13 protein-coding genes are annotated in these 12,906 nt (G+C 66.0%); all 13 read left to right on the top strand.

What is annotated here, in order from left to right; all coding sequences use genetic code 11:
- The first annotated feature begins 184 nt into the window (after positions 1–184).
- The 13 genes from NY78_RS12265 to NY78_RS12205 all read left to right on the top strand — a co-directional run bounded on the left by NY78_RS12265 (position 185) and on the right by NY78_RS12205 (position 12,818).
- Complete coding sequence (locus tag NY78_RS12265; RefSeq protein ID WP_043636262.1) at positions 185–604, top strand: hypothetical protein; 420 nt, start codon at positions 185–187, stop codon at positions 602–604.
- A gap of 3 nt (positions 605–607) precedes the next feature.
- Entirely contained in the window at positions 608–1,129 is a 522-nt protein-coding gene (locus NY78_RS24695; RefSeq protein WP_043636260.1) for a hypothetical protein, read from the top strand.
- 10 nt (positions 1,130–1,139) lie between these two features.
- On the top strand, positions 1,140–1,436 hold the full coding sequence (locus NY78_RS12255) for a hypothetical protein (protein ID WP_043636259.1): 297 nt from the start codon (positions 1,140–1,142) through the stop codon (positions 1,434–1,436).
- 8 nt (positions 1,437–1,444) lie between these two features.
- Complete coding sequence (locus NY78_RS12250; protein ID WP_043636257.1) at positions 1,445–2,851, top strand: hypothetical protein; 1,407 nt, start codon at positions 1,445–1,447, stop codon at positions 2,849–2,851.
- A gap of 8 nt (positions 2,852–2,859) precedes the next feature.
- Complete coding sequence (locus NY78_RS12245) at positions 2,860–3,375, top strand: hypothetical protein (protein WP_043636255.1); 516 nt, start codon at positions 2,860–2,862, stop codon at positions 3,373–3,375.
- A gap of 94 nt (positions 3,376–3,469) precedes the next feature.
- On the top strand, positions 3,470–4,669 hold the full coding sequence (locus NY78_RS12240) for an HD domain-containing phosphohydrolase (RefSeq protein WP_043636252.1): 1,200 nt from the start codon (positions 3,470–3,472) through the stop codon (positions 4,667–4,669).
- Positions 4,670–4,766: 97 nt separating this feature from the next.
- Complete coding sequence (locus NY78_RS12235) at positions 4,767–5,582, top strand: tetratricopeptide repeat protein (RefSeq protein ID WP_043636249.1); 816 nt, start codon at positions 4,767–4,769, stop codon at positions 5,580–5,582.
- Between the two features lie 33 nt (positions 5,583–5,615).
- Positions 5,616–6,446 carry a hypothetical protein gene (locus NY78_RS12230; RefSeq protein ID WP_043636247.1) on the top strand — a complete coding sequence of 277 codons (831 nt, stop codon included), beginning with the start codon at positions 5,616–5,618 and terminating at the stop codon, positions 6,444–6,446.
- A complete protein-coding gene (locus NY78_RS12225; protein WP_047960171.1) occupies positions 6,443–8,104 on the top strand; it encodes a PAS domain-containing protein in 1,662 nt (553 codons plus the stop codon). The genes NY78_RS12230 and NY78_RS12225 overlap by 4 nt, the downstream gene beginning before the upstream one ends.
- A 21-nt stretch (positions 8,105–8,125) precedes the next feature.
- Positions 8,126–9,340, top strand: coding sequence for an HD domain-containing phosphohydrolase (locus NY78_RS12220; protein ID WP_043636244.1), 1,215 nt, complete (start codon positions 8,126–8,128; stop codon positions 9,338–9,340).
- Positions 9,341–9,361: 21 nt separating this feature from the next.
- Complete coding sequence (locus tag NY78_RS12215; protein ID WP_043636241.1) at positions 9,362–10,729, top strand: tetratricopeptide repeat protein; 1,368 nt, start codon at positions 9,362–9,364, stop codon at positions 10,727–10,729.
- Positions 10,730–10,743: 14 nt separating this feature from the next.
- Positions 10,744–11,907, top strand: a complete 1,164-nt coding sequence (locus NY78_RS12210) for an SPOR domain-containing protein (RefSeq protein WP_156180931.1) — start codon at positions 10,744–10,746, stop codon at positions 11,905–11,907.
- A 17-nt stretch (positions 11,908–11,924) separates the two neighbouring features.
- On the top strand, positions 11,925–12,818 hold the full coding sequence (locus NY78_RS12205; RefSeq protein ID WP_231583981.1) for a hypothetical protein: 894 nt from the start codon (positions 11,925–11,927) through the stop codon (positions 12,816–12,818).
- Positions 12,819–12,906: the final 88 nt, after the last annotated feature.

Genomic DNA, 12,906 nt, shown 5'->3' with positions numbered 1-12,906 from the left:
CCCTTGGCGGGAACTAGCGTTGCTCCGGCGGCTGGGGTGAGAGTAGCCCCCGGACCCCTGCGAAGGGGAAGGTTATAAAAGGCGCGATGCTCGCGCAAAACAGCAGTCCGGTCTGCCAGGGCGCGCTTCGGAAACGGAGCGCGCTTTTTTTATGGCCAACGGGCGGCAGGATCCAGGAGGAATCATGGCGGATCTCATTTTTACGAGCTTCAAGGAAGGACTTGGCCGGGGCATTTTCAATCTGCCCGCCGACACCCTGCGTTGCGCCCTGCTGACCAGCGCCTACGTCCCTTCGGCCAGCCACGGCGGGCTGGCTGACGTGGCCGGTTTCGAGGCGCTCGGCCCAGGTTATGCGGCCGGCGGCCAGACGCTTGGCGGGGTCGGCTGGAGTGCGTCCGGCGGCAAGGCTGCGCTGCGGGCCAACGACCCGGCCTGGACCGAGACCACGGTGACGGCGCGATACGCGCTCATCTATCTCGCCAAGACGGCCGGGGGCCTGACCAACCCGCTGGTGTGCCTGCTTGATTTCGGCGCAGACCGGGGGGTGACCGGCGGGACGTTTACGGTGCGCTTTGACGCCTCGGGCGTCCTGACCCTGGAGTAGCCCATGAATGGGCCGTGGAGCGAGACAGCCCGGGCCTGGACAGCCGCGCCGGCCGCCTGGGGACAGCATGCGCAAGCGCCGGCGGTGGAGGTTTGGGCCACGGCGGCGGCGGCGGGGCTGGTTGCGCCGGCCGCCGCAGCCCTGCCGTTGGCCCATCCGGCCTGCCCCCCGGGAACGGCGGTGGCCCGGCCGGGGACTGCGGCGACGGTTTCGACGGCAACGGCCGAGGGCCGGCCGGCAAGACTCGTGGCGGATGTGCAACCAGGTTTGGGACTGGCCGAGGAGTTCGGGTTGGCCGGGGCGCCTGGCCTGGCCCTTGGCGGACATCCCGTCCAGGCAACGGTGACGGCGCTGGGCCTGACCCGGGTGTCCAGCTTGGTCGTAAGGCCTGGCGCAGGGCTGGCCGGAACCGGACGGCGCGAAGTGGCCAGGCTGGCCTCGCCGCCAACCATTGCGGACAGGCTTTTTTCCCTGGTGGGTCTGACGCGCATCCTGCGCTCGACCATCGATATCGAACAGACGTGAGGAACATCCCATGGCGGACAGTATATACCGAGGCGACGTGGGCCTGGAGATCCTGGTGGACTGCGGGCGCGACATCGCCGGAGCGGGCAACCCGGCGTTGCTGGTGCGTACGCCGTCCGGCGCGGTGCGTTCCTGGCCGGCGGCTGTAGCCGTCGTTGGCCAGACCGCGTCGCATCTGCGTTACGTCACCGGGCCCGGCGATCTGGCCGAGGCCGGCGCGTATAAAATCCAGGCGGCCCTGACCCTGGGCGACTGGTCCGGAACCGGCCGGACGGCGACCCTGGTCGTGCGTCCGCAATTTTCCTGAGGAGCACCATGAGCGATCCCATCTATACCTCGGTGGCCTTTGTTTCCGGCGACAGCTTTGCCGTGTCCAACGCCGCTGGCGAGGCCTTTACCGGGGAATTTGTCCCGGGCCTGCGAGTGTGGGGCGATTGCCAGGCCGACGGCATCCGCCTGGGCACGGTGACGACTGCAACCCACGACGCCGGGGCGGGGCGCACCCTTGTGACCGTGGCCGTCGACGCCGGAGCGGCCCTGACCCCCAATCTGACCGCCGTTCTCCACGGCAACGACATCCCGGAATCGCTGTGCAGCCATGCCGACAATCACACCCTTGGCGGGCGCGACCCGTTGCCGTCGGCCTCGACGACGCTGGCCGGGCTGGTCAGGCTGGCCTTGGCCGCCGAAACGCAGGCCGGAGCCAATACCGGTACGGCCGTGACCCCGGCCGGGCTGGCTACGGCGGCCAAGGGGCTTCTCAGCGCCAATACGACAATCCATGTGGCGACCACCGGCAGCGATGTGTCGGGTACGGGTGCGGCAGGGATGCCGTTTGCCTCCATCAGCAAAGCCCTTGGGTCCATCGCCGGGAAACTGATCGCTTCGGGCGTCACCGTGACCATCCAGGTGGCGGACGGCACGTATGCGATCAGCAGCACTATCGCCATCGACCATCCCGACGCGGATAAGATCCAAATACTCGGCAACACCTCGGCCGAAACGACAGTGGCGATTGCGTCCATCGACACGGCGGCCAAGACGTTTACGGTTGCCGGTAACTACGTTTCAAACGCAGACGCCGCCAAGAATATTGTCATTGGGGACATCATCGGCCTGACCGGCAGCAGCACGAGCGGGTTGAATGGTGGCTATCTGGTGTCCGGCGTGAATTTTGACGGGGTGAACACCGCCATCGTGTGTTCGGCTGAAGCTCTTGCCGCCGCGACGGTCGGCGGTGGCAGCATCGTCATCAAGCCCTGCAACCGCTGCAAGTTGCTCTTGTCCGGGGACATCCACGGATTCTACATCACCTCGGCCGTCAAATTGATCGACGGGTTCAAAATCGTCTCGTCTGCGACGTGGAACGGGGCGGCGTGTATCTATGGGAACACCTGCCGCCTTGCAAACATTGGGAGGTGCAACATCCTGACCGGAGCCCCCATCGGGGTCTATGCGTTCATGGGGTCAGTCATGCATGTGGCCGGGCTGATCATTAAAAACGTCAAGTACGGAGCCTTCCCGTCCAATGGATCGTTCATCGAGTTCTCCAGTTGGGAGGGAACAGCCCTTATCGATTCGGCGGAATGGGCCGGCATCGTCGCCTATACCGGATCGACCGTCTATACCTACGGCCCGACGCTGGTCCTTCGGAATTGCCAAACACCGTATTCTCCGGCGCTCAACACGTCAGGGAATGCCAACTCGTTCATTCAGCAATAGGGGCGCATATGCAAATCGTCATTCGATCCGGCTTCGTCACCGGCTGGCATTCGGACGGCCAGGACTTGACAGTCGTCACCGGCTATCGGGGCTGCCTCATCCTCACTGTCCCGGACGACACGCCTGTGGCGATCGGCCAACCATGGGAGGCGGACCTGGATGCGGCCAGGCAATCGGTGTGTGCCGAACTCGATGCCATGGCCGAACGCCTGCGCAACACGGTCCTGACGCCAGGCTCCGGCCAGATGGCCGCCTATCAGGCCAAAGAAATCCAGGCCGCCGCGCTGCTCCTCGATCCCACACCGACTGAAGCGGAATACCCGGACATCTTCAACGAGATAGGCATCACCGCCCCTTCTGCCGGCGAGGTGGCCATGGCCGTACGGGCTGCCGCCGAGAAGTGGCGCACCTACGGCCGGGCCGTCGAGCGCGCCCGGCTGGCCGGCAAGAAAGCGGTCGGCGAGGCCAGCGACGTGGCCGGGGTGCTGGCGGCCCGGGCCACCGTCAACTGGCCGCAATGCTGACGGCTCGCCTTGAGCAACGCTGCAAAATCGCCTACTCTGGGGCGACGCCGGCCTCCCCATCCTTCGACCGCGTCCGTAAGCCCCGAGGTCCCCCATGGCCAAGCAGTGCATTTTATTCGTTGATGATGATCAGGAAATCCTGTCAGCCTATGCCCGGGCTTTTCGCAAGCGCTACGACGTGGAGGTGGCGGCCGGGCCGGAGATCGGGCTTGAGTGCGTGGCCGCTTTGCCTGAAGTGGCCGTGGTGGTGTCCGATTTGCGGATGCCGGGCATGGACGGCGTGGAATTTCTCGGCCGCGTCCGGGAGATGCGCCCCGATGCCGTGCGCATCATCCTGACCGGTTTTGCCGACATCGGCGTGGCCATTGCTGCGGTCAACAAAAGCAAGGTCTTCAGTTTTCTTACCAAGCCTTGCCCTGAAGAGGATCTGGAAGAGGCCCTGGTTGCGGCCCTGCGCCAGTATCAGCTGATCGCCGCCGAAAAAGAACTGTTGCGCGGGACGGTGCGCGGCACCATTAAGCTTTTGACCAACCTGCTTGAAATGGTCAGTCCCGAGGCATTCGGCAAATCCTCCCGGGTCAAGCGGCTGGCCGTGGATATCGGCAATTATCTCGGCGTTCCCGAGGGGTGGCGGGTGGAGCTGGCGGCCATGCTGTCCCAGATCGGCTGCGCCGCCATGCCGGCCGAGACCTTGCGTCGGGCCTATCAGGGGGACCCCCTGCCCGGGGACAAGGCCTACGAATTCGCCATGCATCCCAAGATTGCCGCCGAATTGGTGGCCAACATCCCCAGGCTGCGCGAGGTCTCCGAAATCATCGCCTACCAGGAAAAACGCTATGACGGCGGCGGGCTGCCTCCGGACGGCCTGGCTGGCGAAAATATCCCCGTCGGCGCGCGCATCCTCAAGGTCGCCCTGGACTTCGACACGCTGCAGGCCCACTATGGCAGCAAGCGCCGCTCGGAGAACCCAGAGGTCGATGCCCTGGGGCGGATGCGCGACCGCACCGGCTGGTATGATCCCGAAGTGCTGGCCGCCCTGGAATCCCTGGCCACTCTGCCCGACGGCTACGAACCGCGTCTGGTTTCCACCGACGAGCTGGCGGCCGGGATGCTCTTGGACCAGGATGTGGCCGATCTGGGCGGCAAGCTCGCCCTGGGCCGGGGCCTGGAACTCAATACCGTCTCCATTCGCCGTCTGGTCCGTCTGGACGCCGACCGGGGGACCAGGGGCCGCATACGGGTCCTGGTGCCGCCGCCGGAGCAGCTGGCCTTTGCCATGATGCTTGATGGCTAGGCGGTTTTACGCCAGAAAAAGGGGCCGTTTGGACCGCTCGCGCAGCCTTTTTCTCCGGGCCTCCCTGGCCGCCCAACCCTCATAATCCGGCGACCCCATGGAAACAGCACCGCATACGCCAAAAGAAATTTCCTCGCCGCCGGGTGAAGCGTTTCGCGGGGTGTTCTCCACCCAGACCCAGGCCTATATCGGCTTTGGGGCCACCAAACGCCGGGTCAAGCAAAACGTCCACATCTTTGCCGAAGAGCAACCCGACGGCTCCTATCTGGTGCGCAATCTCAACAAGAATTTCATTCCTACGGGGAAGGGGCGGCCCATCTCCCGGGAACAGTTGCTGACCGACTATCTCCCCGAGCCCGACCTGTACATGAACAAGGTCGTGCCCATGATGCGCCGGGTGCAACAAAACGTGGAAGCCGGCGACGCCCATCGCAGCGAGAGCGAACTCATGTCGGCCGAGTTCGAGTACAAAAACGCCCTGCGCGTGGACGAGGAGCATATCCGGGCCACGTTCGGTCTGGGGTTGACCTATCTGGATCGGGGGGAGCTTGAAAACGCCAAGCTCGTGTGCCGGCGCATCATTTCGCTGGAAGCGGCTTTTGGCCCGGAGCACAAGCACCTGTTTAACGAGTTCGGCATCAAGATGCGCAAGCACAAAATGTTCGAACAGGCCCTGCTTTACTATTTCAAAGCCTACCGCCTGAGCAAAACCGACGACCATCTCCTCTACAACATTGCCAGAACCTACTTCGAGCGCGGCAAGCTCAAGCTCGCGAGCAAGTTTCTGGCCATGGCCCAGGCCATCAATCCGGCCTTTCCCGAGGCCCAGACGCTTTCACGGGCCATTGAACGCAAGGTCCAGGAGGAGTTCGCCTTTCCGGTGGAGCGGTCACGTCTGCGAGTTGACGACTAACCTGGCGGCCCAGGCCGCCGTGTGAGGACGGGCATGAGCTTTCTTGGACGTTTTCTGGTGGAGCAGGGGGCTATCACCGAGGCACAGCTGGAGGACGGACTGCGCTATCAGCGGGAGAAAAACCGCCGGATCGGGGAGGTTGCCGTGGAGCGGGGCGTGCTCTCCCCGGACCAGGTGGACGTCATCCGGGGCCGTCAGGACGGCGACCCCAGGCTCTTCGGCGACATTGCCGTGGGGGAGCGCCATTTGTCCCGACGAAGCCTCGACGACCTGCTCTTTATCCAGAAAATCCAGCATACCTACCTCGGCGAGGCCTTGTTGCTTCTTGGGCATATTCCTCGGTCGCAGTACCAGGAGCTCATGGGCCGTCACTATGCCCTGCGCGACAAGAGCCGGGTCAGCCTGCGTTATCTCCAGGAGTATTTCGCGGAAAACAGGGTGGTCGAGTGCCTGTACGCAGCCATTATCCGAATTGTGCGCCGGGCCATCGGCGAGGAGGCGGCGATCACCGGTTTTGGCAGCGCCTCCCGGCCGGCGGCCTATCCGGAAGCCGCGGTTATCGAGGGCACGATCCTTGGCGGACGGCGGTTTGCGGCCTGCCTGGGCCTGTCCCGGCCGCTGGCCGCCCGGTTGGCCGACAGGGTGGAGAGCGCCGACGGCCGAACCGGTCTGGCCGCTTGGTACGACATGGTCCTGCGCTCTTTCGGCGACATGCTGCGGGATGGCTCCCTGCTCCTGGAAACAGGCCGGGTCACAGCCGGAGGCTTGCCCCAGGAAGGGTGCGAGGATTGTCTGGACATCCGCATTGAAACCCCGTCCGGAGAGTTCGGCCTGACATTTTGGCTGGAGGAGGCCCCGGCATGACGCGGCAACGAGCCCGCCAGGCCGGGGACCAGTCGGCCCAGGATGCGCGGATGCCCTTTTTCGAGGCCCTGTTCGCCGGCATTGATACCGGGTTGTGTTTTTTGGACCGCGAGCTTCGGGTGGTGGCCGTCAACGCGGCCATGCGCCGGCTGGTCCCGGGCCGGGATTTCACCCCGTCGGGACCGTGTCTGCCCTCTGGGGCGCAGGCCTCGGACCTGTGCGCCCAGTGCCCGGCAGCCGAGGCCCTGGAGACCGGGAAGCCGGTCACGCGCCGGGTGGTGGCAACGGCGCCCGACGGTGGGGAGCGCTACCTGGAGGCCGTGTGCCACCCTCTGGCGGATGCTGCCGGGACGCTTTTCGGCGTGGCCGGAATCGTGCGCGATATTTCGCGCCAGGATGCCGCCGAGCGGGAGATGGTCCTGGCCAGCCGCGACATCGAAATGCTGTTGGCCTCCATCCGTTCCATCCTGGTCAGCCTGGATGGGCAAAACCGCATTCGCCGCTTCAACGCCAGCGCCGAGGCCATTTTCGGGCTGTCGGCGGCGGCGGTGACAGGTCGTGATTTTTTCGATGTGGGTCTGGACTGGGACGGGCAGGTGGTGCTCTCGGCCGTGGAGGAGAGCCGGCGCAGTCTTGTCCCGGTGCGGGTGGATGAGGTGCGTTGCCGCACGGCCGGCAATCACGAGCGTCTTCTCGGGTTGACCGTCAATCCCGTGCCGGCTTCGCAGGGCGACCGCCCGGGCGTACTGCTCCTTGGCCAGGATCTGGCCGAGATCAAGGCCCGGGAGCTCAAGGTCGCCCACGAGCGTCGGATGCAGGCTATCGGCCATCTGGCTGCCGGCATTGCCCACGAGATCAACACCCCGGTGCAGTATGTGGGCTATAATGCCGGTTTTCTTGACGAGGCGTTTTCTGAGGTGCTGTCACTGCTTTCGGCTTACGACGGGCTGGCCAGGGCGGTGCGCGACGGCGACGCCGAGGCCATGGCCAGCGCCGCCGTCGAGGTCGGGCGACTGGCCGAGGCGGCTGATCTCGAGTATCTGCGCCAGGAAATCCCGGCAGCCATTGCCAACACCCGGAAGGGCATCGGCCAGGTGGCCGACATCGTAAGGGCCATGCGCCAGATGTCCCACCCTGGGCCCGGGGAGAGGCTTTTTTTTGATCTCAACGCCAGTGTGCGCGACATCGTGACCATCACCCGCAATGCCTGGAAACATGTGGCCGAGGTGTCCCTGGAGCTTTCCCCCGAGCTTCCCATGGTGTACGGTTTGCCGCATGAGGTTTCCCAGGTGCTGCTCAATGTGGTGTTAAACGCCGCCCAGGCCGTGGAAGAGCGGGTTGTCGGCGAGCCGTGGATCAGGGGCCGGATTGTCATTGCCAGCCGCTTGACGCCGGACCATCTGGAAATCGCGGTGTCCGACAACGGATTGGGTATTCCTGAAACAGCCCGGGGCCGTATCTTCGATCCGTTTTTCACCACCAAGGCCGTAGGCAAAGGCACGGGCCAGGGGCTGGCCATCAGCCACGCGGTCATGGCCCGGCATGGCGGCGGCATCGATTTTACCACGAGGCTTGGGGAAGGAACCACCTTTTTTGTCCGTTTTCCCCTTGAAGACGGAGGACAGACGCAGGCTGGGGCAAGTCGCCCCCTTTTCTAAACCGGCAGGTGTGGTGGGCCAATGGGCGGCAAGGCGAAAATACTGTTCGTTGACGACGATCCTGAGATCTTGGCGACGTTTCGGCGTGCCCTGCGCCGGGGATTTGTCGTGGATACGGCCCTTGGGCCGGTGCGGGGCCTGGAGGCCGTGGCCGAGCGTGGCCCGTATGCCGTGGTGGTTTCGGACCTGCGGATGCCGGGCCTGGACGGCCTGGAGTTTTTTGCCAGACTCAAAAAGAGCCACCCCGACACCGTGCGCATCATGCTGACCGGGTATGCCGACCTGCACGCCGCTATGGACGCCGTCAACACCGGGCACGTGTTTCGTTTCCTGGCCAAACCCTGCGCCGAGGACGAACTCAACGAAGCCCTGACGACCGGGGCGGCGCTGTATGCCCAGGCCACGGCCGAGCGGGATTTTCTCAAGGGGGCGCTTCGCGGCATCATCAAGGTCCTAACCGACCTGCTCGCCCTGCAAAATCCCGAAGGCCACGCCCGGGCCATGCGGGTGCGCCGTCTGGTGGCGGACATGGCCCGCTACCTGGAGGCGGCCGATGCCTGGCGCATCGAGCTGGCCGTCTCCTTGTCCCAGATTGGAACCATGGTCATGCCTGAAGCCATGTTCGCCAGATTGCGGCGTCAGGGCGTCCTGGCCGGGGACGAGGCCCGGTTGTTTGCCTGCCATCCGGTCATTGCCGCAGATTTGCTGGACAGCATTCCCAAGCTTCGGGAAGTGGCTGAGATTATCCGCCACCAGGAAACGCCGTATGCCGGGGAAGCGGGCGGCGGCCCCCGGGGGACGGCCATTCCGCTTGGGGCGCGCCTGCTCAAGGCGGCCCTGGACTATGACCGGTTGCTGACCTCGGGCCAAAACCGCGCAGCCGCTCTGGCCGCCCTGGCCGCCAGGGACGGGGTCTATGACCCCCGTGTCCTTGAGGTCCTGGCTGTCCTGGCTGGTGAATGCGAGGGATTTTCCCGGACGCAGGTGCCGGTTTCGGCGTTGACCCCGGGCATGGTCCTGGAAGAAGATGTGCCCCTGCCTGACGGAACGCGGCTGGCGGCCGGAGCGGTGGTGGACGAGGGCCTTGTCGATCGGCTCACGTGTTGCGGCACGCCGCCGGATCTGTTGTGCCGGGTCCTGACGGCGCCTGCGGGCGAGGCGTTGGTGGGGAGTCTGGCCGATCCGACGCTCCTGGCCTTGCTGCGCCGGGTGCGAAACGCCGTTCCCGGCGACTAACTGCAAAGGAACCATGTCCCCATGTCCAATGCCATGCGGCTCAAGGCTGAACAGGCGGCCAAACGCTACGAGCGGATCACCCTTGATTATTTTGCCGAGACAGGGTTTTTTGTGGTCTGCACCGACGACGAAAGTTTCGTGCGTCAGCTCAAATACGCCTTGGGGAATCTGCGCATCGACGTCAAAACCGCCTTGCGCGAGGTCGCCGACTACGACGAAGTGACCACCCTGGCCAGCAAGACCGTGGAACGCCTCAGCGGCCCGCTGCTCATTTTTCTGGAACGCCGCCTGCACAAGAACACCTGCCTGAAGACCGTCAAGACGCTCAAGAATTTTTACGGCGACAAGGTCCGTCTGGTGGTGGCCAGCGCGGAAATTTCCCGCGACGAGATGGTGCTCGTCCACGAGGTCGGGGCCGACAGCTTTATTACCAAGCCCATCTCGGCCAATGCCCTGATTGAGAAATTCGCCTTTGCCGTGCGCCCCAACACCCAACTCGGGGTGCTGTTTGACCGGGCGGCGGCGCTTCTTGCCGCCGGCGACCTGGAGCAGGCCGGCCGGGTGGCGGACAAGGCCTTTGAACTCAAGCCCGGCAGCCTCAAGGCCCATCTGCTCCTTGGCGACGTGGCCCTTGGCCGTGGGGACCATGCCCTGGCCGAGCGCCATTACAAGGAAGCGGTCAAGGCCGAGAAGCTCTATATCGAGCCGCTCAACCGGCTGGTGGAGTTGTACGGGCAAAGCGGCGAGGACGCCAAGCGTCTGGCCTGCCTGACCCGTCTGGACGAGCTTTCGCCGCTGAATTTCGAGCGCAAGGTGGCCATTGGCGAGGCCTACTTCGATCGGGGCGAAACCGACCGGGCCAAGGTCTTTTTCGAGGAGGCCCGGCGGGTGGTCGGCAAGGTGGCGGCGGACATGGTCAGTGATTCGCTCATGGAGATGGCCCGCAAGATCGGCGACCGGGACCAGGAGATGGCCCTGCGTTTTGTCACCGAGGCCATTGCCGCCAAGGGCGACTCCATTTCCCGGGCTGATCTTTGGATGTTTAATAATCGCGGCATCTTGCTGCGTCGCCAGGGCAACTGGAAAGAGGCGGTGGAAAATTACCGCAAGGCTCTGGCCGTAGCCCCGGATGATGCCGGGGTACACTACAACCTCGGTGTGGCCCAGGCCGAGGGCAAGGATTATTATACGGCCCTGACGCACTTCGAAGAGGCGCTCAAACTCGATCCGGACCTGATCCGCCAGGGACCGACCGTTGGCTACAACATTGCCACGGCCCATCATAAGTGCCGCAATATCGCCGAGGCCCGCCGGTTTCTCGGCCTGGCCCTGGAACTCGACCCCGGCCACGAACCCGCCCGGCGGCTGCTCGGGTATCTGGCCGAATAGCGGCCTTCACCACCATGAGGCGTTTTCTTTCGCACCTGGGACATGTGCTGCCCGTCTGCCTGCTGCTGGTCTCGCTGGCCGCGACAGGGCCCGGCGTGCTCTTGGCGGCTACGCAGCCCGCCCTGACGCTTGAGACCTGCGGCGCGTTGCTGCGGGAGACGGGACTTGGCGACGGCTGGCCCGGGGGCAATGCCGTGCGTCCGGGCCAGGCAGCGCTGCCCGGCGACAAGGGGCTTGGCTGCCGGTTTCTCCTGACCGGGGACGGCGGCGGGAGCGTGGTGGAAGCCCGGCTGGCCCGGCCGCTGCCCGGCGGCGGAACCGCGGTGGACCGCTGGTTTGTGCCGGTGCGCCGGGGCGAGGCCGCAAGCGCGGTCTACCTCTTTGCCCCGGGCCTGCCCATTTCCCCTGGCGACTGGACCCTGACCCTGGCGGCCGAGGGCCTGACCGCTGTCGAAGCCCGGTTCCAGGTGGCGGGCAGCGAGCCGCCGGCCATGGTCCCGACGGCGATTGCGGCCCGGCCGGTTGGGCCGCAGGCCTTGTCGGCCGCCCCTGTCCCCCCGGCTCCGGCGTCGCTGCCTCCTGCCTCCGGGGATGCCGGGCCGCCTCCGATTTCGGTCCTGGACGCGGGGGCTGCTCTGCGCCTTGCTCCTGCCCCGGAGGCCGCCCCGGCCTGGACCCCGCCCCCCCAGGCAGCGCCTGCCCCGGCTGCGGACCCGGCCCCGACTGCGACGCCGGCTGCCGCGCCGAGCGAAGGGGCCGTCCCGCCCCGGCCGGGCATTGCCGCAGCTCCCCTGGTCCCGACCGCCGGCCCCGGGCCGGCCGCTGGTGCGCCGAAGGCAGGGGCCGCAGCCAAAGACAAACCGCAACCGCCCGCCACGCAGGTGAAAGAAACGGCCAAGCCGGCCGCAGCGACCGGCTATATGGCCCTGCAGACCGGTCTTTTCGCCGATGCCGACAATGCCAGGGTCCAGGCCGTCAAATTACGCGCCCGGGGCATGCCGGCCTGTGTGGCCGTTTCCGGCGAGGGGGCCAAACGCCGGTATCGGGTGCTGGCCGGACGTTTTGGCGATCGTCGGGCGGCTGCCGAGGCCCGGGGCGGCGTGAAGGCCATTCTTGGCCTTACCCCCATCTTGTACACGGTGGACGCGGCCGAGGTATCCCGGCTGCGTTGCCGGTGAGCGGGCCGGGGAGCGCCGTGAGCCCATCCCTGGCCGTGTCCTTTGTGGTGGACGCCCAGCCCAAATTCCGCCTGCAAAGCGTGAATCTTCTGGCCACGCTGCTTGGCACCGGCACGGTTGCCCCCGGAGACGTCTTCGTCCATCTGGTCGGCGACCATCCGGCCGTCTACCGGGAGTTTCTGGCCGAGGTCCGGGTCAATGTGGTTCCGATCCGACCGTACGGCGACTCGGCCTCGCCCTATTGCAACAAGCTCGTGCAACTGCGTTCCAAGGCCCTGGCCGGGGCGGACTGCGTGGCCTTGCTTGATGCCGACGTGGCCCTGGCCGCCGATCTTTCGGCCGTGCTGCCCGGCCCGGGGGTGCGGGCCAAGACCGTGGACACGCCGTCGCCGCCGCTCCCCCTGCTGCGCGCCTTGCTGCATCAGGCCGGGCTGCCCCGGGACGCGGCGGTCGCGGCGGCGGATTTTGTTGCCGGGGAGACCTTGGCCGGCAACATGAACGGCGGGGTGTGCCTCTTTGACCGCGCGTCCTTCGGGCAGGTCGGGCCGCACTGGCTCAAATGGACCCACTTCACCCTGGCCAACGCCCGCCTGCTTGGCCCCTACGTCAAACACGCCGATCAGGTGGGGCTGGCCCTGGCCCTGATCGAACTGGGCCTTGTGCCGACGCTGCTCGGGCCGGCCATGAATTTTCCCACCCATCTGCGCCCGGCCACCTACCGTCCCGGCCACGACCTCGATCCGTCCATCATCCACTACCACGACCGCCTGGACGACGCCGGCCTGCTCGTGCCTCCGGGGCTGCCCCGGGTCGATGCCGCCGTTGGCCGGGTCAACGGCCTGCTGCGCCGGTTTCACGCCGCCCATCTGCCTGCGGCCGTGCTGGCCGACTGGCGGGAGTCGCGCCGCTAACCCGCCTGACCCAGTTTGAGGCAAGGACACCCGTCGGCTTTGGCCGGCGGGTGTCTTTTTGTGCGTGGCCTCGGGGCAGGGCTAAAGA

The organism is Desulfovibrio sp. TomC, assembly GCF_000801335.2.
Lineage (GTDB): Bacteria > Desulfobacterota > Desulfovibrionia > Desulfovibrionales > Desulfovibrionaceae > Solidesulfovibrio.
The sequence above is the reverse complement of the archived record's forward strand: the minus strand, read 5'-3'. Positions and strand labels throughout refer to the sequence as shown.